This window comes from Cytophaga aurantiaca DSM 3654 (assembly GCF_000379725.1).
Lineage (GTDB): Bacteria > Bacteroidota > Bacteroidia > Cytophagales > Cytophagaceae > Cytophaga > Cytophaga aurantiaca.
On record NZ_KB903643.1, the window covers coordinates 66,332 to 90,109 of the forward strand.

General features: G+C 36.9%; 25 protein-coding genes. 6 read left to right on the forward strand and 19 right to left on the reverse strand.

Translation table 11 applies throughout. The features are described from left to right. Positions 1-9 precede the first annotated feature (9 nt). The 5 genes from A3EE_RS0111570 to A3EE_RS0111590 form a co-directional block, all read right to left on the reverse strand. Positions 10-3,393: a T9SS type B sorting domain-containing protein gene (locus tag A3EE_RS0111570; protein ID WP_033417902.1), complete on the reverse strand. Its 3,384-nt coding sequence runs from the start codon at positions 3,391-3,393 to the stop codon at positions 10-12. Between the two features lie 330 nt (positions 3,394-3,723). Then, positions 3,724-4,788, reverse strand: coding sequence for a PA0069 family radical SAM protein (locus A3EE_RS0111575; RefSeq protein ID WP_018343610.1), 1,065 nt, complete (start codon positions 4,786-4,788; stop codon positions 3,724-3,726). A 162-nt stretch (positions 4,789-4,950) separates the two neighbouring features. Then, the gene (locus tag A3EE_RS21360) at positions 4,951-5,490 is read right to left on the reverse strand and encodes a J domain-containing protein (RefSeq protein WP_157446994.1); all 540 of its coding nucleotides are present in this window, start codon (positions 5,488-5,490) and stop codon (positions 4,951-4,953) included. Positions 5,491-5,626: 136 nt separating this feature from the next. Further along, positions 5,627-7,603 (reverse strand): hypothetical protein, encoded by a 1,977-nt coding sequence (locus A3EE_RS0111585; RefSeq protein WP_018343611.1) that lies wholly within the window; start codon positions 7,601-7,603, stop codon positions 5,627-5,629. Then, a complete protein-coding gene (locus A3EE_RS0111590) occupies positions 7,600-8,418 on the reverse strand; it encodes a hypothetical protein (protein WP_018343612.1) in 819 nt (272 codons plus the stop codon). The genes A3EE_RS0111585 and A3EE_RS0111590 overlap by 4 nt, the downstream gene beginning before the upstream one ends. A gap of 365 nt (positions 8,419-8,783) precedes the next feature. Between A3EE_RS0111590 and A3EE_RS0111595 the strand changes: the two genes are divergently transcribed. Both A3EE_RS0111595 and A3EE_RS0111600 read left to right on the forward strand, forming a co-directional pair. Beyond that, the gene (locus A3EE_RS0111595; RefSeq protein ID WP_033417869.1) at positions 8,784-10,856 is read left to right on the forward strand and encodes a toxin-antitoxin system YwqK family antitoxin; all 2,073 of its coding nucleotides are present in this window, start codon (positions 8,784-8,786) and stop codon (positions 10,854-10,856) included. A gap of 1 nt (position 10,857) precedes the next feature. Continuing rightward, positions 10,858-11,493, forward strand: a complete 636-nt coding sequence (locus tag A3EE_RS0111600; protein WP_245553834.1) for a toxin-antitoxin system YwqK family antitoxin — start codon at positions 10,858-10,860, stop codon at positions 11,491-11,493. Positions 11,494-11,515: 22 nt separating this feature from the next. On the opposite strand, the gene A3EE_RS0111605 is transcribed toward A3EE_RS0111600, so the two are convergent. The 14 genes from A3EE_RS0111605 to A3EE_RS0111670 form a co-directional block, all read right to left on the reverse strand. Further along, entirely contained in the window at positions 11,516-11,788 is a 273-nt protein-coding gene (locus A3EE_RS0111605; RefSeq protein WP_018343615.1) for a hypothetical protein, read from the reverse strand. A 27-nt stretch (positions 11,789-11,815) separates the two neighbouring features. After that, on the reverse strand, positions 11,816-12,232 hold the full coding sequence (locus tag A3EE_RS20435; protein ID WP_018343616.1) for a contact-dependent growth inhibition system immunity protein: 417 nt from the start codon (positions 12,230-12,232) through the stop codon (positions 11,816-11,818). A 22-nt stretch (positions 12,233-12,254) separates the two neighbouring features. Continuing rightward, the gene (gene bla / locus A3EE_RS0111615; protein ID WP_026209740.1) at positions 12,255-12,986 is read right to left on the reverse strand and encodes a BlaB/IND/MUS family subclass B1 metallo-beta-lactamase; all 732 of its coding nucleotides are present in this window, start codon (positions 12,984-12,986) and stop codon (positions 12,255-12,257) included. Between the two features lie 32 nt (positions 12,987-13,018). Continuing rightward, on the reverse strand, positions 13,019-13,381 hold the full coding sequence (locus A3EE_RS0111620; RefSeq protein WP_018343618.1) for a hypothetical protein: 363 nt from the start codon (positions 13,379-13,381) through the stop codon (positions 13,019-13,021). After that, positions 13,381-13,917, reverse strand: a complete 537-nt coding sequence (locus tag A3EE_RS0111625; protein ID WP_018343619.1) for a GNAT family N-acetyltransferase — start codon at positions 13,915-13,917, stop codon at positions 13,381-13,383. The genes A3EE_RS0111620 and A3EE_RS0111625 overlap by 1 nt, the downstream gene beginning before the upstream one ends. Before the next feature lie 41 nt (positions 13,918-13,958). Further along, positions 13,959-14,429 (reverse strand): PA14 domain-containing protein, encoded by a 471-nt coding sequence (locus tag A3EE_RS0111630; RefSeq protein WP_018343620.1) that lies wholly within the window; start codon positions 14,427-14,429, stop codon positions 13,959-13,961. A gap of 42 nt (positions 14,430-14,471) precedes the next feature. Next, a complete protein-coding gene (locus A3EE_RS0111635; protein WP_157446995.1) occupies positions 14,472-15,176 on the reverse strand; it encodes a hypothetical protein in 705 nt (234 codons plus the stop codon). A 28-nt stretch (positions 15,177-15,204) separates the two neighbouring features. After that, positions 15,205-15,963, reverse strand: a complete 759-nt coding sequence (locus A3EE_RS0111640; RefSeq protein ID WP_018343622.1) for an energy-coupling factor transporter transmembrane component T family protein — start codon at positions 15,961-15,963, stop codon at positions 15,205-15,207. Positions 15,964-15,983: 20 nt separating this feature from the next. Beyond that, a complete protein-coding gene (locus A3EE_RS0111645) occupies positions 15,984-16,445 on the reverse strand; it encodes a hypothetical protein (RefSeq protein ID WP_018343623.1) in 462 nt (153 codons plus the stop codon). Between the two features lie 10 nt (positions 16,446-16,455). After that, complete coding sequence (locus A3EE_RS0111650; RefSeq protein ID WP_157446996.1) at positions 16,456-16,734, reverse strand: hypothetical protein; 279 nt, start codon at positions 16,732-16,734, stop codon at positions 16,456-16,458. 12 nt (positions 16,735-16,746) lie between these two features. Further along, entirely contained in the window at positions 16,747-17,358 is a 612-nt protein-coding gene (locus A3EE_RS0111655; protein WP_018343625.1) for a rhodanese-like domain-containing protein, read from the reverse strand. 52 nt (positions 17,359-17,410) lie between these two features. Next, positions 17,411-17,806, reverse strand: coding sequence for a hypothetical protein (locus tag A3EE_RS0111660; RefSeq protein ID WP_018343626.1), 396 nt, complete (start codon positions 17,804-17,806; stop codon positions 17,411-17,413). 60 nt (positions 17,807-17,866) lie between these two features. Then, positions 17,867-18,367, reverse strand: a complete 501-nt coding sequence (locus tag A3EE_RS0111665; protein WP_018343627.1) for a hypothetical protein — start codon at positions 18,365-18,367, stop codon at positions 17,867-17,869. Positions 18,368-18,537: 170 nt separating this feature from the next. Next, the gene (locus A3EE_RS0111670) at positions 18,538-20,322 is read right to left on the reverse strand and encodes an ABC transporter ATP-binding protein (RefSeq protein WP_018343628.1); all 1,785 of its coding nucleotides are present in this window, start codon (positions 20,320-20,322) and stop codon (positions 18,538-18,540) included. A 327-nt stretch (positions 20,323-20,649) separates the two neighbouring features. On the opposite strand from A3EE_RS0111670, the gene nusB reads away from it, so the two are divergent. From nusB to A3EE_RS0111690, 4 genes are all read left to right on the forward strand, one after another. Continuing rightward, on the forward strand, positions 20,650-21,819 hold the full coding sequence (gene nusB / locus A3EE_RS0111675; protein WP_026209741.1) for a transcription antitermination factor NusB: 1,170 nt from the start codon (positions 20,650-20,652) through the stop codon (positions 21,817-21,819). Positions 21,820-21,935: 116 nt separating this feature from the next. Beyond that, entirely contained in the window at positions 21,936-22,235 is a 300-nt protein-coding gene (locus tag A3EE_RS0111680; RefSeq protein WP_018343630.1) for a YtxH domain-containing protein, read from the forward strand. Between the two features lies 1 nt (position 22,236). Then, complete coding sequence (locus A3EE_RS0111685; protein ID WP_018343631.1) at positions 22,237-23,100, forward strand: isocitrate/isopropylmalate family dehydrogenase; 864 nt, start codon at positions 22,237-22,239, stop codon at positions 23,098-23,100. Between the two features lie 172 nt (positions 23,101-23,272). Further along, positions 23,273-23,761, forward strand: coding sequence for a DUF1573 domain-containing protein (locus tag A3EE_RS0111690; protein WP_018343632.1), 489 nt, complete (start codon positions 23,273-23,275; stop codon positions 23,759-23,761). Positions 23,762-23,778 lie beyond the last annotated feature (17 nt).

Sequence of the window (23,778 nt, forward strand, 5' to 3'; positions counted from 1 at the left end):
TTCATTGAATTAACGTACCAATGTAATACTGCCCTTTATCACATGCTCCTTGTGTTCCGGATCAAGTGTACTTGTATAGCTAATGATCCATGGATAACTTCCCGAAGGCATTAATTCACCTCTGTATGTGCCGTCCCATCTTATATCTCTGTCTGTTGAAATGAAAACAATTTCTCCCCAGCGATTAAATATGGTGATTTTAAAATCGGTAAAATGTTTTCCGAAAATTTCTACATCATCATGCAGACCGTCATTATTAGGTGTAAATCCGGTTGGAACAAAAATCTTTGTTTCGCAAAATTCTGTTACGTTTATCTGTTCGGTATAAGAACATTGATTGATATCTGTAGCTGTTACACTATACGTACCAGCTTGTGTAATTTCAATGCTTTGAGTTGTTTCTTTTGATGGCATCCAAATGAAAGACTGAGCAGTATTGGCAGTAAGCGTTAAAACTCCTTCGTCAAAACAATATGCGGTATCGTGTACAGATATAACGTCAAATGGCTTCAGCACTGTAAGGTTCAATGTTACAATGCTGTCACACGTACTGGTTGAAAGTGTATCGCGGTAGATACCGGTTTGATTATAGGTATGTACACCAATCGTTATACTTTGACCTGTGCAAATAGATCGATTTATCGTAGTGCGCTTAATTGGAAGTACTATGAGATCTGTAACAATAACACTGTCGCATCCGAAGGAAGAACGCAATGTATCGGTATAAAATCCGGTTAGGGTGTACGTATGATCTGCTATTGAAAAATATGTTCCTTCGCATATAGCTGTTTGAATGGTATCTGGATATCCGTTCACTTCCAACTTTGTTACTGTTATCTCATAGCATCCATATGCATTCTGAATAGAATCTTTATATAATCCAGGTTGATTGTATGTATTCCCGCCCAAAATAATATGTTCTCCATTGCAGATACGAACATTCGCTGTATCTATTTTTTTAGGCAGCATGGTTAATGTAATGATACGAATGCTGTCACAACCTTCCTGATTTTGTAAGGTGTCGGTATACACGCCGGATGTTGTAAAAATCTTCGTTCCTATGGTTAAGGAATTTCCTTCACAAAATGTAATTGTTTGTCGGTAAACATCGGGTAGCTTAAGGTGGTAGCTTGATTGAAATGTATCTACACATCCGTTAATATTTACTCTTTTTTCAATTATATACAGTCCCGTATCTGCAGGAGAAAAAGCATTTATAATAAGAGAATCCCCGGTGTATATACTGCCATTCGGGCGCTTCCAATCGTATTCAAAAAAAGTAGAAGTAATTGCTTTTAAGACAATTCTATTTCCTCTGCAGGTTGCTCCAATTCTTAAGATGGGCGCAAATTTTGCTGAATCAACAGAAATTTGTTTTGCATTGCTATTGCCGCACGCATCTCTTATTCGAATAGAATATTCTCCATAGGTTGGTAGTTGAAACACATTTCTGCTTTGTAATGGAAATGTTGTTGGTCCGTTATTTATTTCATATTGGTATGGAGGAATTCCAAATGTGCTATCTGCATGGATCTCTACATAATTGATATTATTACATAAAATGGAAGTGTGGGATTGGAAATTTGAATTACTTGCTTTTTCTTTAATACGAATTGTATCTGTTAATACTGCGCAGCTGGTTGGACCATCGGTTATGCTTGCATTGGATGTTGTTCCATACGTAATTTTTAAAAGATATTTTCCGGCTTGTAAAGATGTGATGGAATCCGGGATCACCACACCTGCTCGTTTATAAAGATCCGTATTTGTAGAGACATTTGTAATAACAATTCCTGTAGCATTGGAGTTTGTTGCATTGAATTTTAGAACATTATTTCCTGCACATCCTTTTGTTAATGTATATGTATAAGACATGCTATTTAAATTTGAAGACGGTATGATAAATGAACCGTTTACAATTGTTCCGCAGGTATCAGTAACTTTATAGCTATATGTTCCGGCAGCCATATTTTTAATAGAATATCCATTGGCACTATTCGCAAAAAAAGTTTTAGGATAAGTAATTGGATAGGAAAAACGATAGCCCGGTTTTGTACTTTCAACTTTTGATGGACCTGATAGAATCTGTATAGTAACCGGTGCGCCAAAATTTTTAAGATTGAAATTTGCTACAGATGTTGAATCCAAACAACCCTTTCCAATTGAGACACCAACGCTTGCAGGATCAATGATGGGTGCAGGCCATTGAATATTCCGTTGAAATACTTGACCACAACCATCTGTAATTCGTAATATATACGTGTTACTGGTAATTCCATTTGAAAAATAAAGGGAACAAAAACTATTGTTACAACCTGCAGAATCAACTAAGGCATTTGTTGAAACATCGCGTAGTGTAACCGACAACGGAGAACGGAAAGCAGTGTTCATAAAGGGCTTTCCTGAAATGGAATTATATACTGCATGTCCGGTGAGATTATAACCACATGCAAAATAGCTTGTGTTGAATGCTACATCAAAATCAAAAGGGGCAATAGAATCTTTTGTTGCACAAATTTCATAACCGCAAACATCTTTGAGACATCCATGCAGGTAGTCATTGTAGGATATATTAAGTATTGTATCCCGGATTACATAAAGTGCAGGTTCATAATTTATTGTATCAACCGGTATAGGGTAAACGGTTTTTACTGTACTGCTGCCATCACCTCTGGTAAGTGTTAGTGTAAGGGGATATCTGGATCTGTCTTTTAATATTTTTACATCCATGTTATACAACATACTATCACACCCGATTTTAGTTATTGTAGGCACCCCATTATATGTATGTGATAAGCCTGTACCTCTGTCTAAAATAATAGCTGTCCGGGTTTGATAATTTCCACATGCATCGGTTAATTTAATGACATAGTTTCCTGCGGAAAGATTGTTAAATACATTCGTTGTTTGTGTGATGATGGAAGAAGCAGGTGAAGTTAAGTCCCAGGTAAAAGGAGCCTTTCCTTTTCCGGGTAAAACGCTGCCAACTATCTTTCCATTTGCACTACCCAAGCAAAAGGGGGCTGTGATTTGCAGATTGATATCAGGCAATTTATAATTTCCTGTAATCGTAAACTGTTGTTCTCTGTATACAAAATCTATATCATATATACGCACAGTATAGGTGCCGGGAAATAAGGATGAGAAAACAGGAACGGTTTGTATAGCCGCAGTAGTAGGACCTGAAACAATTTCATAAAATAAAGACGGATTGGGTTTGCTGCTTGTTGCAACGATTGTTGCTGTACCGTTATTACTACAGCTGCTTATTGTTGTTGCAATAGAATGAACGGTAATGGTTGCAGCTGCAACTTTTGCATTTAATAAAATAACAATACAAAAAATATATTTGAATACGTATTTTACTTCTAAAGTAAAAAATGATACGCGCATATTCTGAATCGATTTACATTCAGATAGTCTTTTGTATATGTTTGTATCTGTACTTTCCATTTGCTATTAAATAAAATGATCTATGGACCGTATTGCACAAGTCAATAAGATCCCTAGGCAATCAATTAAGCTAAAGCAGGGGAATAGATAAGATTAATAGCTGGTTAACCTCTTGGTAAACATAACATAAATTTCAACTAATGGAATTACATTATTTCCATTGAAATTCCATTGAATATATATGTTATAAAAAAATCGGTGTTTTATGTAACAACTGTGTTCAATTAAATGGTATGGTTTTCCTGTTTGATTTTTAAATGAATTAAAAATTCAGAACAATCCGAGTTGTCCTTTGTTGCTGCGAACAAACAGATCCGTACGCAGTTTAGGGAATTCTCTTCCTGCTAAATACTTTTTCTTGGATACCATAAACAGATCCCGTATGATCGTAGCGATGTTTCCTTCACCACGCATGCGTGTTCCGAATCTGCTGTCATTTAGTGTACCGCCATGGCACTCTTTAATCTGATTCAATATTTTATCAGCTCTGTCGGGATATGCTTTGCGCACCCAATCTTCAAAGACAATACCAATTGAACCATTCAAACGCACTATGGTATAGGCTGCAGAGGAGGCACCGGCATCTGCGATCTGTTTCATGATCTGCGGAATCTCATGATGATTGATACCGGGAATGATGGGAGCGATCATCACATTCACCGGAATATTTTCTTTCGCTAAAGCCTCTACTGTTTTTAAACGTTGTGAAATGGCTGAAGCTCGCGGTTCTAATTTTTGTCTGATCTCATCTCGGGCTGAAGTAATGGAAATGCTCACATGCGCCAGATGCTGTGCAGCAAGTTCTTTCAGAATATCAATATCACGTGTGATCAAATGATTTTTTGTGATCATGCTAATCGGATGTTTATAACGTGCCACTACCTGCAGCATGTTTCGCGTGATCTGCAGCTTGCGTTCGATCGGTTGATAACAATCTGTGTTGCCTGAAAACATAATGGGTAGCACTTCCCAATTTGGTTTCTCAAAAGTTTTAGCCAACACACTTGCTGCATTCCGTTTTACAATGATCTTCTTTTCAAAATCCATCCCAGCATTGTAACCCCAGTATTCATGGGAGTTTCGGGCATAGCAGTAAATGCAGCCATGCTCGCAGCCTTGATACGGATTCATAGAATACGCAGCACCTACATCTCCACTTTCAACCTTGTTTACGATCTGTTTTGCATTTTCATAAAAATACTGTGTTGGTGTATTGATGTCGGTATATTCATCAATCCCTTCAATATGATCCTGAACAATTTCCTGTGCATGAAAGCGGCTTTTGGCTTGCATTTGCGCACCACGGCCTTTGATGAAGTCGGAGTTTTCTTCCATAGAAATATTATGATGCTAATAAACCTCCAAGGTTTTTTAAGTTGTATCGCAGCTTAACAAATTAGCAGGAGGTAATTGAGATAAAACCTTGTAGGTTTCATTTCCTATTTAAAGTAGTTGTTGATTCAAAAATACTAAAAATAATAGTAAATACTAAAAATATTAGAAATATCTTTTTGCCTCACGAAGCCACTTCGGAGTCGCAAGAAGTAAAAAAACGGCAAGACAGATAAACGGGAGAAATATAAAAAAGAACATCAGGTGATATGTCCACATAAGCCACAAGCAACTAAACAGAATGCCGATCCCAAAAAGATAGAACACAAATGGGGCTAAAAGTAAAAGCGCTTTGGCCGGTTTAAAGTATTTGGATTGTTGAAATGCTTCTTTACGTTTTAAAAAATCCTGGAATGCTTTTTCTTCCAATTCCTCAATTTTTCTGCGTTCAATTTCTTTCCATTGTCCATAGGTTAAAAGATGTTCAGAATTTGAGATCATAGCCATGTCGTATAAATGGCGCTTGTTTGCATCGATCAAGATTTCGTAAGCCTGACGGAGAATTAAAAAATGCATGTGCGCATTTGATTGCCCACTCGTATCGGGGTGATATTGTTTTGCCTTTTTTCTATACGCTTTCCGAATCTGCTCGATAGTAGCATTCTGAGGTATCTCTAACAGATCGTAATAGGTGTTGATAGACATGTGTTGGTGATTTCTGTTGCAAGTACGAAGAACTGATGTGAAATTCCAAAAAGTTTTACGTTCTAAGTAATAAGTTTTAAGAAAAGGTACACTACTATTCATTTTCTTAAAACATAAAACATATTACATAAAACATTTAAAATGTCCACCGTACTTGCCAAGTACCTGAATAAATTGTTTTAGATACCGCAATATCCAGCTGTGCTAATGGTTTTGTTAAGCCGATTTTAAACCACAAATCCATATTGTTAAAGAGATTGTATTTGATGATGATGAATGGATGCATTGCTTTTCCATTATATGCCGGAATGTAGAAACTATAGGGAACATCGGGTTCATATGCATACTGTCGGGCATTGTAATCTTGTACATCGTAAAACATCCATCGGAAAGTGACTTGATATTTTCGTTGCTTGTAAATAATATCCTGCGCAACTAAGCTACCTGTTGTAATTTTATCATTGGTTTCATAACTGCCCCATTGGATGCGTGTACGTAAGGTGAGCGCAAAACCGATCTTATGTTCGAAATAAATAATATTTAATTTTTTAATTGCCGGTAACGTAAGAAAAGTACCGGTTATATCCCACGATTTTTGTTCGTATCGATATTGAAAATAGATACTTGTTTTCTTTGTTGGTTTGTATTCAACTTTAATAAAATATTCTTCACCGCTGCTGGGTGTGTGGATGCGATACTTCAGCCATGGAAAAACAAATACATCTGCGTAGGCATGTATGTTCCATTCTTTCTTCGGTCGTACTTTCAATCCAAGATAACAGCCCTTTTCATTAGATACCGCCGCCGACTCTCCAAAGGCTTGTGCAAACGGACTTACATATTCCTTTCCATAGTTGCGGTATAGAATGGAAAGATCTGCTTTGCGATGCAGTGCGATCATTGTACCAATTAATAGCGCTTTTCCGCCCGAAGCTGTCATTGCAGCTTCTCCGAATAAAAGCATATTTTGAAATTGCCATTGCATGTCTAGGGAGGCTCCTGAAAATTCTTTTCCCGATACATAAAACTGATTGTAATAATTCCGTTCAGGTTGTAGGTTAGCAGATAGAATGCGGTGTACATATGTTGTACCCATCGAAAAATTTCTGCGTTCGTAACGCACATGGAAACCCGCTACCTGAACGAGCAATGCTTTGCGTTTCGCTAACTCTACATCTGTGCGGTGATAACCTGTTTCGGAGATCGATTGAAATGTTTGTTCGAAACCGCTGGTATCAATACCGGCGTCCTGGTTTGTTCTGGAATAAAATCCGGTAATGGAAATTTTTTTTGTGAATTGATACGTTGAACTGATCCCGAACAAGCGGTTGTATTCGGTTGTACTTCCAATGGGTATGATAGCGCGGCCGGCCTTTCGAAGGGTTGTGATGGTTTCAGAACCTTTGCCTGCATAAAATCCTGCGCCCATCAATACGCCTTGTCCGAACTGCAGATTCTGTGTTCCGATGGTAAGCTGTTTCCATTTTTTTGATGGAATATAATGCAGGTAAAAATTGATGTTGTCAAATCCAAAGTAATTTTTTTTAGCGTTCCATGTTATTTGTTCTCCTGCATCTTTTTCAAGACTCAGACCGAAACGCATTTTGTTAGGTATACTTGTTTGAAAGCGTATCGAAGCTTTATCACCGCTGCCTTTCCATTCTTTTGGAACAACGGCTGGCGCAGCACCATAGCGGAGTAATACCATGCTTTGTTCTTTCCCGACCAGGTGATGCAGGAGATTTGTTTCAGTCGGCCCCGATGAAACTTTAAAGCAGGTGTTCAATAAGGAATACGTTTGCTCATTCATGGATGGTAGTGTCTGCAGCTCAAGTAAATTCAACAGTGGACCGTAGTCGTTCACGTAATCAGCAATCTCTTTGATCTGATTTTCTTTTAAAAAGCCAATACTTAATAAGGCAGAAGCATCTATTTTATTGATGTCCAGGGGATTTTTAGTTAAGATGGCGAGATTTTCAGCAGCCTCAGAATTGTTTTCAATAACATCTTCATTGGCTGTTAAATTTTCAACTATACCTGATTCTTCAAAACCATTTTGTGCAGAAAGGCTGAAAATAAACCAGAAGAAGAAAAAAAATAGAACCGGCTTCATGATCTTTTTGCAATCGTAAATCGTGCAGAAAGCTGATGCCTGTAGCCCAACGGCGACTGATAGCTAAGGCTGTAGTCGATTGAGATAAATTTGTTTGCAAAACCAACGCCGCCATTTAACCGCAGCGGCTTTAATTGCAGTCCGCTGCGAATATAAAAATGCGCATGTATTTTATATTCCAGTCCGGAATGCACACTTATACTACTGTTGCTTTGTTTCACAAGATCGGTGTAAAGCAGTACCTGATCCGAAAGTTTGTAGAACATGCCGCCCTGTATGGACAAAGGAAGTGTTTGCGTTTCATTTTGTGTATTGCTGCAATTACTGATATGCAATCCAAACTGAACGGATCTGTTCAACGACATGGTACCGCCAATATTGAAAAGCGGATAGAGTTGGTGATAGGTTTCACCTGCAACGCGTTGCCATAAGATAAAACTAGCGCCTAAGCTGTAAACACTGATCTTGTGCGCCACATGAATACCGATCTGCTGATCGTTGAACCATTTATAGCCTTGCTTCTGAAAAGTGATTCCTAAAATGAATTTTCGTTTAAACGGAACTAGTATCGCTGCGGAAAAACTTTTAATGTCCTGAATTCCGTAGAGCTGTTCATCACTGACTAATAAAGTGGAGCGTTTAATGCGTGTACAACCTGCCGGGTTTGCAAAAACCGACCAGGCATTTGTATCTGCTACGCAGGTGTTTCCTAATGCACGTGTACGCGCGCCAGCTGAAAAATCCTGAGCGAAAGTGTACTGTTGTTGAACCAGTAATAGAGAAACAACAAGGAATAATTGACTGAAAAATTTCATAATAGATTTAAAAATCCATCAAATAAAATCATAATTTTTCTGCTTCAATATTTCTCCGTATTTCTTTATCGAATGTTAAGAAGTGTGTTCATTATTAGGAATTTAGCAAGTTCTAATTAAAAGTGGGCGGAAGGACAAAAAAGCCGTCTGACCACTAGAGCACTATTCGTCAGACCACTTTTTTGTGGTCCGACGAATAACCCCAATTGTATAAAATATATTGCACGCTCCAAGGGTTTAAACCCTTGGAGCGTTTTGGTTAAGAGCTTTCGCTTTTTTGCAACTGAATTCACCTTCTATCTTGAATGAATTATCATGTATTTTTTGTACTTTACTAATGAATAACCGATCTAACTGTATCTATTATGTTTCGATATGTAAGTGCATTTCTAATTCTTCTTTCAAGTATGTATGCGTATGCTCAACAAACGAAAGAGTATTATGAGAATACAAAAGTTGTAAAGGCTGAAGGGAATTTAGTGAATGGCAAACGTGAAGGTTTGTGGAAGAGCTATTATTATTCAGGTACAGTAGAAGCAGAAGAAAATTTCAGCAACAATCTTTTTAATGGCGCGGTTGTAAATTATCACCCCAACGGTAAAATTTCATTGCAGGGGAATTTTGTAAATGGAAAAGAAGAAGGTGACTGGAAAGAATTCTATAACAACGGACAGCTCTCTGTACAGACTACCTTTACAGATGGGAAGCGCAATGGAGTTTACAAAGAATTCTATTCAAACGGAAAACCATCGATTGATGGATCGTATAAATTAGACGTAAAAGACGGGGTGTGGAAAGAATATTATCCATCCGGACAAATAAAGATCGACGGGGTATATGCTGTTGGTGAGCGTAAGGGGGCATGGAAAGAGTATTATGCGAATGGTACGTTGTATCATTCATCTGCTTATGTAGATGGAAAAATTGAAGGTACGGTTGTGTGGAACCATGCAAATGGTAAAACCAAGATCAGCGGACAGTACGTGCATGGCAATATGGATGGGGAATGGAAAGAATTTTTTACCTCAGGCAAAATACAATCGCTTTCACATTATGCAGACAGTTTAGAGAATGGATTGTTCGAAGAGTATTCAGGCAAAGCAATAAAGATCTTTTCTGGAAATTATAAAGCAGGGAAACCGGATGGTACCTGGACATACTTTTACGAAAATGAAACCGGTACAAAGAAAAGTGTAGAGATCTGGAGTGAAGGCAAATTGATGGAAGCTCCTGAATTTTATTCTGAAGCAGGTGTGGCTTTAAATGCAGGCACTCTGAAAGATGGAAAAGGTACACGCAATATTTATTATCCGAAAGGTGCCTTGCTGATGGACATTACTTTTGACAACGGAGTTGAAAATGGTTTGGCAACAAGTTATTATGAGAACGGATTTATAAAAGCCGAAATCTATTATGTGAATGGCGTGCAGGAAGCAATCATGCGCGAATACTACAACACAGGTACACTTGCAGCAACTACTTCCTATGAGAACGGCGTTGAAACAGGTGAGTACAAACAATTCACAAAAGATGGTGTTATATCTGTTTATGGATTTTATAAAAACGGAAAAGAAGACAGTGTTTGGTTTGAGTATCACGCCAACGGAAAAGTTTTCAGCGAAGGCTATTATGTGGATGGTCAGAAGGAAGGAGAGTGGCTGGAGCATTACGACAACGATACGCTTGCATCCAGAGGTGCGTATGTGAATGGTAAACCGGATGGGTTATGGGTCGATTATTATCCGACCGGAAAAGTTACAGCTCAAGGATATTATGTGGATGGTATGAAAGAAGGTTTATGGAAAAGTTATCACGACAATGGTAAAGTTTCTATGGAAGGAAATTTTGTACAAGGATATGAAGACGGTGCCTGGAAAATTTATTATGAAACGGGCAGAATAAATATGGAAGGCTCGTTTGTGATGGGTGAAGAGATTGGGTTGTGGAAAGAATATCATACAAATGGGAAGCTTGCTTCTGAAGGTGTCTATGTGAATGGACTGGAAGAAGGCAAGTGGAAAAATTACTGGAGCAATGGTATTCTTATGTCTGAAGAGACGTATGAGAAAGGACGTTTGGTATCTATAAGCGACATCACATCCATGCGTGGTTCTAAGTTGTCGAAAGGTTCTTTCAAAGATGGCAACGGTGTTTTGAAAAGTTACCATTCGAATGATAAGGTTGCAGCAGAAGGGAATTTTAAAGATGGTTTACCGGATGGTAAATGGAAATATTACCATAGTAATGGAATCTTATCCGGTGATGGAGAATATGTAGAAGGATTGCGTCAAGGGCACTGGCGTTTTTATACTGAAGCCGGGTTGCTTGAAGCAGAAGGAGAGTATACAGACGATGAGATTTCAGGCATCTGGAAATACTACGATCAAGGAAAACTCGTTCGTATTCAAAATATTGATGTAGACGAAGAAGAGGAATAATATGCAGGAGCAATTAAAATATCTAGTCATTTTTTGTAGTTTGTTTGTGCAGATCACTGTTTTTGCACAAATGAATGATTCCATGATCGAACGCTATCCCAATGGAAAAGTAAAAGCTGTGGGCGGTTTGAAAGATCATGAAAAAGATGGTGAGTGGAAATTTTATTATCCTACAGGTGCTCTTTCTGCAAAAGAAGAATATGATGAGGGTATTTTAAATGGCTTTGCACATTATTATGATACCTTGAATCATTTAGTTGCAAAGGAGCAATGGCAGAACGGTTTGGAGCAGGATAGTGCCTGGTACTATTATGAGAACGGGCAAGTAAAACGTACCGGAGTTTATTTTTATGGAATGTATAAAGGCATCTGGCATACCTATTATGAGAATGGAAAAATTAAAACCGTAGGCGGCTACACAAACGGTACACCAAATGGTCTGTGGAAGTTTTACTCAGCAAATGGGTTGCTTACAGAAGAATATACCTATGTGGATGGTGTGTTAAATGGCCCTGCAAAATTGTATGATAAGAAAGGCCTTTTATCTTCAACCGGAAATATGGAAAAAGATTTGCCTGTAGGAACGTGGCAGTATTACAATAAAAAAGGTAAGGTTAAAAAGACGAAAGTTTATTGATACATCAATGCATATTCCATTTTTACTTTAAAACTTTGATCCAAAGAAAATGTGAGAGTACGGCTGCTATTGTTCCAAAAAGCCAAAATGCAAGCGTAATACCAAGTATTGGCATGCCGCAATCTGCTCCATTCGGGTTGGGTTCAGGGTAGAAAAATTTAGGAAAAATAAATAGATGTCCAACCAATAGTATAATAAGAATTATATAAGAAGGAATTTTAATAGTATACCTATCTAATATATAATAGGAGATCACTTGAAGCATAGAAGCCGCTATAATAAAGAGTAAAATCATTTTATTTTAGTTTGTAATTATCACTTCCTATTTCAAATTTTTAAATATACTGTTCTCAAATTTCGAAGTGTCAAATTTTAGCTTTGCAATTTTATCTCGCTCATGTTTGATCAGATCATTCATTTGTAACCAATATTCTTTATTATTATTCCAGAACTTTGTTTCAATTGACAATACGTTTTTTAAGAGATCTCCTTCAAACAGGTCGCCTTCAGCAAATAAGTTGATCGATAATGTTTCAATGGATAATGGAATCAAATATGGTAGACTCATCTGCTGTCCAATCATAATTCTTAAATCTTCTGTAGTAAAAGTATTTAAAGGAATATCTCGTAATTGGTTTAGTCTTAGGATTAAGCGACTATCAAAGGAAGAATCGTTCCATTTCTGTTTTTCCAAATGAGACAATGTTTTTGTTTTCCAATTGTGTTCGAGTTTTATCATTGGCAATATGGTTAAACCACAACTATTTTTTCTTCTTATATTCCTCTAATAACTTTAATGTATGTTCTAAGGATTTTGTGCTTGTCCAATCCTGGTGGCCGGTAATGATGTATGTAGGATTTTTACAATTCTCCTGAATATTTCTGATTGTTGAAGGCCAGGCTTCAACATCTGCATCTGCTAAATTACCTAAGTCTATAGCTTCAATACTTTTTATTAAACAGCCTCCATATAATATTTTTTCTTTTGAAAACCAGATCACAATATTATCCGGTGTATGTCCGGGGCCTGCGTAATAGGTTTGAAAAGAATATTGACCAACTGTAAATACAGAATCATTCGTAATCGTGTATTGCGCCCGTGGCTCATTACGTTCTCTGCAGATCGAATCGGTTTGTTTTGTCGTGTAGGTTTTAATACCGATTTTTTTGTAGTAACTCAAACCGGCAGTTCGATCTTCATGAGAGTGTGTAGCAATGCAAACAATAATCTTTTTGTGATGTCTTGCATAGATGCTGTCAAGTAAAGGCTGAAACTGCGTCGTATCCCATGGTGTATCAAATAATACAACACCTTCTTTTGTTACCACATACATTCCGTTTGCAGACATTTTTTGTCCGTTGTATGATTGATAGGTAATATAGACGTAAAAATTACCGGTTATATGAGAGAGCTTTAACCGCTGGTTGGTCTCTTGTGCAAAAGAAGTTATACAGCTTATTCCAAGTAATATAAGTAGAGTGACGTAGCGCATGTTAACTTAATGATTTTAATATTGAATAAATTTTAAGACTTGATCGTTTTATAATCATCAAAGTTTACTTCAATTTTTTCAAAGCGTTTATCTGCAACCAGCAATTCATTGATCTTACTAATGCAATCCTGATTGTGGTCAGCCATGATAAATGCTAAGTTCCAGATGTCTTTGAATAATGTAAACTCACCTAATGCAGATCGCATGGAATACAGTACTTCATCATTCATCCATAGATCATTTAAATCTACTAATTCTGCTTTGATATGTTTTAGTGCATCAAACAGATCAAGCATGAATGTTTCCTCTTCCACACCGCTAATGAACTCGATCAGTAGTTTTTCAGAACCATATCCAGGACGTAAATAATACTTATATGATGCTGAATGTTTCATTATTTGATCCAATCTTTCTTCAAGATAACATATTCATAATGCAATACCTTTTGTCCGTAGTAATCAAAATCTACTTCAGTAACTTTCGTAGCTCCGATAGTTAAGATTGCTTTTTGTGAACGGATATTGTTTGCTCCGATATGAAAGTATACCTGATCTACATATTGAAACGCATAATCTAACAGAATTTTCTTGGATGTTTTATTGTATGCAGTTCCCCAATACGATCTATTTAAAAACGTATAACCAACGGCAATGCTTGATTGCTCTGGTTTGTAATCGTAATAGCGCGTAGACCCTATGAGTTTATCCGTTGCTTTATCAATGATCAGAAAAGCAGCTTTGCTGGCAATTGCTCCATCAAAGAAGAGTTGGAAGACTTCTTTTTTATATCGGTCTTTTGTTGGGTGTTGCTCCCAGATGAGCGGATCTGCAGCTACTTCAAACAAATTGTCAACGTCTGATTCGCGAAGTGGTACAAGTTTTACAAGATCGTTTTCGAGATGCGTGGGCTGCCAGTTGAGAGTGGTGGTCATAGCTGTATTTTGGGAAACATAAATTGTATTCTAAGCTACTATTATTTTTTCAGAATAATTTCTGCTTTTTTTATTTTAAGAGTAGGGTTGTCGGATGCTATCAATATTCCTTTGAATGTATAAGTCGCATCTTCGGGAATGGTAAACTCTGAATTTTTTCCGGTGAAGCTCCAGCTTGTTTTATTCATTAAGGATGTTTTTACTTCACCAATAGTGATATTTTTGTCCGTTGGATCAATTGTAAGAACACCTACATTTTCGTTGTTTTTTAGAATTTCTATTTTGAATCGCAGCGACACATTACCTTTATATTCCATGTCCATGTCAGACCAGAAGGCAATTTTTTCATCCTTTTTAAGTACTAAGGATGTGTCTTTAATGATCAGGTTATTGGTATCCTTGCTTATTTTATTTATTGTCAGTCTGCCTATTTCCTTACCTGTTATTGCCTCGCAGCCGGTTAAAAGAGCAAAAGAAATTGAAATAAGTAAAAGTAGTTGTGTTTTTTTCATGGGGGATTTATTTTTAATAATACAATATAGACTTGATGTTTTTTATTTTGGCTGTGCCATTTTGATCAGGAGGTCTTTTGTTTCCGGGTTCTCATAAAATTTTTCTAACATCGCATCAAATTTATTTCCTTTAACCAATGCATTAAAACCATATTTGCAGAGAACAAGTCTGCTGGTTGATTCACTATACGTGTATGAAAGCTTGTATTTTTTATTTGTAGGATCTACATTTATTGAATCTATTTCAACAATTTTGTTTGCATATATTTTAAAGTCGTTTACAGTCATTGTGGAAATGTCTTTGCCCTCTTTAATTTTTTCGATTTGTTGTTTTGTAAGGAACAGGATATATAATGGTTGTTTCTGAAATTGTGGTATTGCATTTTCAGCAGCAGCTATGTTTGAAAAAGCAACGTTCGTAGACTCTATATTCATATGGTTTTTTCCACTATTAGTGTCAACTATAAAACCAAATAAATAATAATTGGTAACGCTATCTGTAAAAGACGATACGATGTAATTCGTATGTACGATTTTCTCGATCCTAAATGCTCTATCTGCATAGCCATAGTCGCGCAGACTATCATAGCTGCATTTTCGGAATACAATGGAATCTGTTGAAATAATAACGTGTAGCAATTTATTCCGAAGTGGTGTATACCAATTTCCTTCAAGGGTTTGGGCCAACAGTGTCCTTGGAGTTGTGAAGCTAATTAAAATTAGAATTAAAAAAAGGAGACGTTTCATTTTATAACTATTTTAATGATTGAAAATTTTATCGCATCCAACCTTCGATCACGTAATTTTTTTCAAATACTTTTATTTCTTTTTCTTCTTCAGTATCTGATTTGAACCAGACTTCAAAGCGTGCTGCATAAGGATTTCCCCAGTCACCTTCATAAATGGCAAAGTGTTGTGAAGTTTTAAATTTTCTTAAATGACCTTCTGTGTTATAAATGCGTATGCTTGAACGTTCTTTTAATCTTTTTGCTGATAATTGAATTCCTTGTGTAATTTCAAACGCTTTAAGATAAATGTATCCATTTTTCTTAGAGGTCAACCAAATATCATATTCATACAATCCGGGTTGAAGAGAATTGTAAAGCTGAAAAGAGGCAGGATACGCATCCTTGATTTTATCGGATGTTTGTACATATGATCTTTCTTCAAATGGATAATTGAGTGGTACATTTTCAGGGAGTTTTAAATTAGACGCAAATCCATCGGTACTCGGACCGAATACAGATAGAACGAGTGAAATGTATGAAATGAAGATGATTGCGGCAACGCCTGAAAGCAATGTAAACAGTTGAAGTATTCCCCAGTACCATTTTCCATTTATAAATTGCCATACTGCTGCAAAAAAAAGTAAAAGTCCGAGAATTCTGAATAGAATAAATGAAACAGGAACAAGTTGTGAAATTTTATTAAAAGGTAAGAAGAAAAAACATGCATATAATAAAGAAGCTACAAAAAAAATGAGCATTGGCAGCCACCATTTAGTCAGTAGATATTTTTTAAGTAGTTCCTTCATCGTTTATTTAATTAAACATTTTAAATTTTTTCACCTGTCAACGGCTCAATTAAGATAGGTTGTTTTTTTGATATTTTTCTAAAATACCCATGAGCAACAACACCATGCCCCCAACAATCGCGTTCACTTTTTTCAGATATATTAATTCCTTTTTTACTAAAAGTAAAAGTTGTTATACAATCTTCATTTATATAGGTGACAATGTTGTTTATAAAATCTAATGTATCAACAAAGGAACCTGAATTATAACTGGGAGCGCCTTTGCATATAAAAAAGGTCATTACAATTTTCGTGTCACTTAATTTTTTCACTTGAATTGTTCCGAAGTAACCATATATGTCTCCATCTTTTTTTGTTGTCTTTCCTTGAAATTCGTATGTTCCTGTTTGGTCGAATGTTGTTTGCCCAAATGAGGAATTTACTGTCACTACGAATAGTGTGATTCCGAAAAATAAATGATTAAAAAGTTTGATTGCTTTCATGTTTTTTATATCATTTTGAAAGTATTCTTTTTATAAACCAGGCAATTGATAAACTAAACAATTGTATGGGTATCATAAGTATTAAGAATGGTCCGTCAAATACATATGGTTTTGTATTAAAGTCAATGATGAATGATGCAAACGGCCATCCCATATTTAATACTTCATCATTAGGATCACTGCCTGTATATCTGAAATGTGGACTTTCATATTCCGGATACAGATCCATTATAAGGAAGATAGCTAAGAGAGAATAAAATAATATAGCACCAACTTTTAAATTCTTCATTTGAAGTAGTTTTTATTTTACGGCAGTGCCCTCAAATGTTATTCTACTATCGTTTATATTTACCAGCTCATCTAATTCATAAATATTTTTATAACCATAACCATACAGATTAATATATGTTGGAATATTCAATGCAAGCATAATCGGTTTTCTATTCGATAAAATCTGATTTTGCATCATATTAGGTGTCATATTAGAATTGAGAGGTAATGCAACTTTAGATGCAAAATTTATTTGGTCTCCTTGAAAGTTGTTGTTGCAATAGATCAATATTTTAGTGGTTGTATCAGGGATTAATGTTCTGAGATTGTCTTGCGTGTAATCCGTGAAGTCTAAATGGATAGCCCCTTTTAAATGTTTTTTGTTAAAGCGAAAGTCAGAACGGCTATCTAAAATAACAACATTATTTTCTTTACTCATCTTTAAGAAAACATCTAAGTTGATCAGGCGTTCATTTCTATGTTTTTCAACTTCGGATACAAGATTTTTAAAATCATCGTAATCAACCAGTGCTTTGGGATACGTTTGTTCGCTCATAGTTTTTGTGTTATCTAACGTTTGTGAATAAACAATGTAACCTGTTAAACAAGCTATTGTTAAAAGTGTAATTACTATCTTTTTCATTCTCTACGTGATTTAAATTTTGTATTCATTCTTGGGCAGTAAAATTGTCGCCTTAGTTTTCAATTACTAAGTTTCCATTTTTATAAAAGGCACAAAACATTCCAGAGCTTATACTAGAATTGTTAGGTAAGGTTATTTTATGCTTCATCCAGTCTATCAAATTTGGTAAGACGTGTTCTGTAAAAAGTGTTTCTGCTTTCTTTCTATCGGAAGAGGGAACAACTCCTGTTCTAATATAGAAACGAGCGTAATCAACGTTTTGATTAGACAGCCAATATTCAGCTTCTATCAAGGAGCAATCTGTTTTGTTATCCCTTTGAGGTGTCCAATAGATTAAATGTACATTACAGTCAAGGTTGTTAGAAATAATCGCATCTTCAAGTACAGAAGATTTTAGAATATAACTCAGGCCTTTCCATGTTTTTGGTTTTTCAATATCAAACCTCATTTTCTATCCGGATATATCTTTAAAAATTACAGTCACGTATATAACGTTCTTGTAAATTACCTAGCGTATACTTGCCGTATGCGTCTCGCCCAATATGTATACCTTAGGTTTGATCAGGTAAGGGATCACACCTACAGCCACCATACCTGCACCCATTCCAAGATAGGCACCTGTAGAGCCGCCGCCATTGTCTGCCAGTGCACCGGAGCTTGCCATGGTATATGCACCACCCAAAATCAATAAGCCTCCAACAACTCGAGATACATTGTGTATTGTTGTTGCTTTCTGTATGCTTTTGATCTCGCTTAAGGGTACTTCTCTAACCGGACTGCTTTCATCTTCATCCGGCAAATAAAATACAATCGTTGTAGCTGTGATGTTTTGAATTTTCACTTTTTCAAAATCGGTATCTTCCAAACCTTTGTAACGGATCGTTTGTCCGATCTTAAATACTTTTACTTTTCCCGTAACAGTATCTTTTAATTCCAGTTGTTTCTGAGCGAAAGCAGAAAGGCAGAGGATGTTTAAAAGCAGAACTAAAATTGCAGTTGTTTTTTTCATAGATATAAAAGTAATACGTTCTAAGTAATAAGTTTTAAGAATGGTGATCGTTTACATTTAATGTTTAGTTAGCAGGCTTTAGTAGTTACATAATTCTATGTTTTATGAATAAAGACCGTTAGTACTTTCTTAAAACTTAAAACATATTACTTAAAACTTAAGCCTTCGGCTTAAGGAGTCTCATGAAGCTGTTTCAGATAAATGCTTTTGTAAATACCTTCAATCTGGATCAATTCGTCGTGCGAGCCGCTTTGAGCCACTTCTCCATCTTCTAAAACGATAATTTTGTCCGCAAGTTTCACAGACGAGACTCTGTGGGAAATAATAATGGTGCTGCGATCGCCCAATACCTCTTTCAGGTTCGTAAGAATGGTGTCTTCGGTTTTTGTATCCACGGCAGATAAACAATCGTCCAGTATAAACAAGCGCGGATTGCGTATGAAGGCACGCGCCAGTGACAAACGTTGTTTTTGTCCGCCCGATAAGGTAATGCCGCGTTCTCCCAAAATCGTATCCAGTCCCGCCGGGAAGCCCTCAATAGATGTATACAAATCTGCAAACTTCGCTGCTTCAATGATCTGTTCTTCACTTACGTCGTCAGAGCCAAAGGCAATGTTGTTGCGGATGGTATCCGAAAATAAGAACACATCCTGAGGTACAAAACCGATCTGGCTTCTTAAATGCTGCAGATTGTATTCCCGTATAGAAATACCATCGATGGTGATGTCGCCTGTTGTAGTGTCGTACAAACGACAGAGCAGAGAGGCTACTGTAGATTTTCCTGAACCGGTATTACCAATAATGGCAAGCGTTTGTCCGGGTGATACGCTAAAGTTTATATGTTTTGCAGCTTCAATGCCTGTATCCGGATAAATGAATGAAACATCTTTAAAATCAATTGCTCCCTGAATGGGAGAGGTTAATTCTTTGCCTTTTAATAAGGTGTTTTTTTCTTTTAAGAATTGGTTGATGCGTTCCTGAGATACTTCTGCACGTTTGATCATTACTGTGATCCAGCCCAGAGATGTTACAGGCCATGCTAATTTATTCAGATAGAAAATAAACTCTGCAATATTACCGGTAGTAATGCCTTCGTTGGCAATTGCTTTTGTACCGCCGATCCACACAATGAAGATGATAGAAGCACCGATCAGCGATACCATCAAAGGAAAGAATAAGGCATTGATCTGTGCCAGACGAACCGATTTTTCTTTGTAATCCGAACTTTGTTCATCAAACTGAGTACTCATGGATTCCTCTCTGCCAAAGGATTTCACCACGCGTATTCCTGAAAATGTTTCCTGTACCAGCGAGGATAAATTAGACATGCTGCGTTGAATTTCTTCGGAGTGTTTGGTGATCACATTCTGTACGGTATAAATACTGATCACAAGAAAGGGCAGTGGTATCAGGGTATACAGCGTCAATTCAACACTTACCGACAACATGATCGGTATGGTAACCATAAAGATGGCAACCAGGTTGATGCCGTACATAATGGCCGGTCCCAGATAATTTCGTACCTGATTCACATCTTCGGAAATGCGGTTCATGATATCTCCTGTATTGTTTCGTTTGTAGAAACTTACCGGAAGCTGTTGGTAGTGGTGGTAGATCTCATTTTTCAGGTCGAACTCAATGCGTCTGGATGTTCCGATAATGATCTTGCGTTGAAAATATAGAAATACACCACTAAATACAGTCAAACCAAGAATCTGCAATACTAAAAACGTTATTTGTTTGCTGAATTCAGACTGCAGGGCTTCTTTCTGAACGCCGCTGGCCGTTTTAAGCAAGGGTAGCGATTTTTCCAGATAATCAATCGTTTCCCGGATCACAGGTCCCTGATAACTGCCAAAGAAGTTGTTCAGAAAAACGAACAACAGGCCGGTCAGGAGGTAGTATTTGTATTGAAGAAGGTATTTATTTAAATGACTTAATGCCCAGCTTTTCACAATTATGTATGTTTCTGTAAAATATTCGATTGGAATTAATAACGTTTGGTGAGGTATCCGTCAAGTGGTTGGACGGCTGAAAAAGCCGTCTGACCACTGTTCTTTGCTAGAGCGCATTCGTCAGACCACTTTTTTGTGGTCCGACGAATTTTTAAAGCTATCGTGTACTTAACTAAACAATATTGGTTGGAATCTTTTCGTAAAAAGAGTACCTTTGTAATTCATCACAAAGTAAGAAATTTCTGTTTCTTTGTCTCACCAAACAGAAATACTTACATAATAATTCACAGAAATTGCTCTGTAAAACAAAAATGTTCTTTATAAGTTATGCTGAATAGAAGAATTCTACGGATTAAAGTAATGCAATCTTTATATGCATTATACCAAACGAAAGTCTCAAATTTCCACTTAGGTCTGGATGAAATCTCGGGTGTATTTGCCCCCGATCTGATGTCGCCAGATGTACAGGATGTTCCGGCCCTGGAAGCCAAAAAGAAAACAGCACACACTTTTTATGAATCGTTTTTTGATAAGAACGATAAAGCTTATTTAGAACAGGCACCAGATATCCGCAAAGCAATTACAGAAGCCATCAATCAATACGACAACGCACACATCAAAGACATTACGCATTTCAAAAACATGCTGCTTGAAGATGTAGCACGTGTTGAAAATATGTATAAACTTGTTCTGTTCAGTGCAACACGTTTTATGGCGATTGCTGAAGCAGATGCAACGGAAGGTATACACTCGGTTGTAAAAAGCGAAGTGCCTGAATATTTTTATAAACTTAAAAAGAATCCGGTTTTACTTTCTATTGAAAACAATAAATCATTGAAAAGTTTTGTTGAAAAACACAAACTGAATCCGCCGGTTGATCTGTTAAAGACCGTTTATAAGAAAAAGATCAAGCAGGATCCATTGTACATTGAATACCAAAAATTTCCGGAGTCTTCGTTCGAAAAAGACAAAGAAATTGTATTACATCTGATCAAAACTTATTTGTTCAAAAACGAACAATTGGATGCGTATTGGGAAGATCTGGATTACAACTGGACTGAAAACGACGAGGCGATCAGAAGTCTTACATTGAAGGCAGCTAAAGGCATTCAGGAAAATACCGATTCAACGTATGAGTTACCGTCTTTATCTCCGAACTGGGAAGAAGATCAGGCATTCATGCTGGAATTGTATAAAGCATCTTCAGAATTTGATGCGGAAGCTGAAAAGTTAATTACAGATAAAGTGCAGAACTGGGACATCGAACGTCTTGCCTTTACCGATCGCATTATATTAAAAATGGCACTTACAGAGATGGTGAAATTTCCGAACATCCCTGTAAAAGTTACTATTAATGAGTATATTGAAGTATCAAAATCATATAGTACCCCGAAAAGTAAGCAGTTCATCAATGGGTTGTTAGATACCATTTCTATTGACCTGCAGAAGAACGGTATGATTCTGAAAAGCGGAAGAGGTTTGATGGATAATAAATAGTTTCTTTAGTTACCAGTTTCTAGGTACTAGTTACTAGACAATGTTAAATTAGTGATCATATTTCAATTTGAATCGTCTAGTACCTAGAAACTAGCACCTAGTAACTAAAAACAAATATGGAAAGCAAAAATTCAAACGGCGGCAGCAGCGTAATTACTGCACTACTCCTGGGCTTAGCTGCAGGCGCAGTATTAGGTGTATTATTTGCACCGGATAAAGGTTCGAATACGCGTGCGCATTTGAAATTTAAACTTGCAAGTTATAAAGAACAACTGATGGCATTCTTAGAAGAGTTCGAAGCGCGTAAAGAATCCGTATTGCAATCAGACGAAGTTGCTGAATCTAAAAAAGCTGCTGAGAAATTAGTGTCTGAGATCGAAAGTTTAATTGAAAAAATACAATCAGGAAAAGCCTGAAATGAAAACACATATATTTCTATATCCTGGAGACGGCATAGGCCCGGAGCTGTTTGATTCGCTTCGGGCTTTTTTTAGTTTATTCGATGAAACAATTGAATATCATTATTTAAGTTCCTTTCAGGATTTGTCAGGTCTGAATAAGCCGTACTTTGTGCTTTGCGGGCCGTTTGTTTCTGAACAGGAACAAACAGAAACATTCAAATCGTTAAAGCCTCTGTATGCACATACGCAGATCCCTCACGAAACGAAAGGGTACACCAGTGTACTTGCAGTACCTGTTACAGAGAAGCAGATGCACACGGGTGCATTAAAAGATATGACGGTAATACATGCTTGTTTTAAAGAGGATCAAAAAGTCGTAATGGTGCAGCAATACCAGGAGCAGCCACAGGTGTGGGAAGACACCATGAAAGCCTGGACACGACTTGCCTTCTCCAACAATCACTGGCGCTTCGAAGATGCAAATGTATTGTCGTTCATTAAACACAGTCAATATAAAAATACCAATCAGGTTGTAAGCTCCATTGAAGGGGCAAATGTGTTGAAGGCCTTGTATGCTTCCATACACAATTCATTGAACCGTGCACATACCTTGATTGAAGTAGAGGATGGCTATATTGCTGCGGCGATGCACGGACATGCACCGGATATTGTAGGAATGGGAATTGCCAATCCATATGCGCTTATGATGGCATTCTGCAGATTATTATCGGTGGCTGGATTTGCAGACTTATCTCAACGTGTTGAAAATCAAATTGAAACATTCTTTTTTGAAAATAAAGAGCTAACCACGCCAGATCAGGGCGGAATCTTAACGACCGAAAAATATATGTCTAAAATAATAGAATATATAAATTTGTAAGATGGGAATTTCGGCCGTGGTTGTGTCTTTTCGACCAACCACTAGCCAGATGGTGGTTGGTCGAAAAGACACAACCACGGCAAACTGCAGAGGAAAATAGCTTAATCTTTTTTGATAACTTGATTAAACTGGATTAATTTTAATTAAATTCGTAGACTAAAATATATAACTTATGAAACGTATTGTTACTTATGCATTTTTACTTTCGTGTGCAGTAATGACTGTGTCTTGTGATGATAAAAAGAATGAAGAGGCAGCAGTTGCACAACTGGATTCAACAGGAGTTCCTGTTGTTCAGGAGTTAAAAACAACTTCAATTGCATTTAATGAAGCAGAACATGAATTTGGCGATGTAAAAGAAGGAGAGTTCGCTAAACACGAATTCGTATTTAAAAATACCGGAACAGAACCTCTATATGTAAGAGATGCAAAAGCATCATGTGGCTGTACAACTCCGGAGTGGACAAAAGATACCATTGCACCTGGTGCAGAAGGAAAAATTCTGGTTCAATTTAACAGCGAAGGCCGTCCGGGCAATTTCACTAAAACAGTGACAGTACTTGCCAATACAGATCCGGAAGCAACAGTAATTACGATCAAAGGATTTGTAATCGCAAAGGCGAAAGACATTTCAGGTCCATACATTAAAGACGCGAATTAATTCCTTAATCAATAAAT

Bases quoted from the DNA above. Each gene is read 5' to 3' on its own strand.
- A3EE_RS0111570 (WP_033417902.1), bottom strand. From the start codon at position 3,393: ATGCGCGTATCATTTTTTACTTTAGAAGTAAAATACGTATTCAAATAT.
- A3EE_RS0111575 (WP_018343610.1), bottom strand. From the start codon at position 4,788: ATGGAAGAAAACTCCGACTTCATCAAAGGCCGTGGTGCGCAAATGCAA.
- A3EE_RS21360 (WP_157446994.1), bottom strand. From the start codon at position 5,490: ATGTCTATCAACACCTATTACGATCTGTTAGAGATACCTCAGAATGCT.
- A3EE_RS0111585 (WP_018343611.1), bottom strand. From the start codon at position 7,603: ATGAAGCCGGTTCTATTTTTTTTCTTCTTCTGGTTTATTTTCAGCCTT.
- A3EE_RS0111590 (WP_018343612.1), bottom strand. From the start codon at position 8,418: ATGAAATTTTTCAGTCAATTATTCCTTGTTGTTTCTCTATTACTGGTT.
- A3EE_RS0111595 (WP_033417869.1), top strand. From the start codon at position 8,784: ATGTTTCGATATGTAAGTGCATTTCTAATTCTTCTTTCAAGTATGTAT.
- A3EE_RS0111600 (WP_245553834.1), top strand. From the start codon at position 10,858: ATGCAGGAGCAATTAAAATATCTAGTCATTTTTTGTAGTTTGTTTGTG.
- A3EE_RS0111605 (WP_018343615.1), bottom strand. From the start codon at position 11,788: ATGATTTTACTCTTTATTATAGCGGCTTCTATGCTTCAAGTGATCTCC.
- A3EE_RS20435 (WP_018343616.1), bottom strand. From the start codon at position 12,232: ATGATAAAACTCGAACACAATTGGAAAACAAAAACATTGTCTCATTTG.
- bla (WP_026209740.1), bottom strand. From the start codon at position 12,986: ATGCGCTACGTCACTCTACTTATATTACTTGGAATAAGCTGTATAACT.
- A3EE_RS0111620 (WP_018343618.1), bottom strand. From the start codon at position 13,381: ATGAAACATTCAGCATCATATAAGTATTATTTACGTCCTGGATATGGT.
- A3EE_RS0111625 (WP_018343619.1), bottom strand. From the start codon at position 13,917: ATGACCACCACTCTCAACTGGCAGCCCACGCATCTCGAAAACGATCTT.
- A3EE_RS0111630 (WP_018343620.1), bottom strand. From the start codon at position 14,429: ATGAAAAAAACACAACTACTTTTACTTATTTCAATTTCTTTTGCTCTT.
- A3EE_RS0111635 (WP_157446995.1), bottom strand. From the start codon at position 15,176: ATGAAACGTCTCCTTTTTTTAATTCTAATTTTAATTAGCTTCACAACT.
- A3EE_RS0111640 (WP_018343622.1), bottom strand. From the start codon at position 15,963: ATGAAGGAACTACTTAAAAAATATCTACTGACTAAATGGTGGCTGCCA.
- A3EE_RS0111645 (WP_018343623.1), bottom strand. From the start codon at position 16,445: ATGAAAGCAATCAAACTTTTTAATCATTTATTTTTCGGAATCACACTA.
- A3EE_RS0111650 (WP_157446996.1), bottom strand. From the start codon at position 16,734: ATGAAGAATTTAAAAGTTGGTGCTATATTATTTTATTCTCTCTTAGCT.
- A3EE_RS0111655 (WP_018343625.1), bottom strand. From the start codon at position 17,358: ATGAAAAAGATAGTAATTACACTTTTAACAATAGCTTGTTTAACAGGT.
- A3EE_RS0111660 (WP_018343626.1), bottom strand. From the start codon at position 17,806: ATGAGGTTTGATATTGAAAAACCAAAAACATGGAAAGGCCTGAGTTAT.
- A3EE_RS0111665 (WP_018343627.1), bottom strand. From the start codon at position 18,367: ATGAAAAAAACAACTGCAATTTTAGTTCTGCTTTTAAACATCCTCTGC.
- nusB (WP_026209741.1), top strand. From the start codon at position 20,650: ATGCTGAATAGAAGAATTCTACGGATTAAAGTAATGCAATCTTTATAT.
- A3EE_RS0111680 (WP_018343630.1), top strand. From the start codon at position 21,936: ATGGAAAGCAAAAATTCAAACGGCGGCAGCAGCGTAATTACTGCACTA.
- A3EE_RS0111685 (WP_018343631.1), top strand. From the start codon at position 22,237: ATGAAAACACATATATTTCTATATCCTGGAGACGGCATAGGCCCGGAG.
- A3EE_RS0111690 (WP_018343632.1), top strand. From the start codon at position 23,273: ATGAAACGTATTGTTACTTATGCATTTTTACTTTCGTGTGCAGTAATG.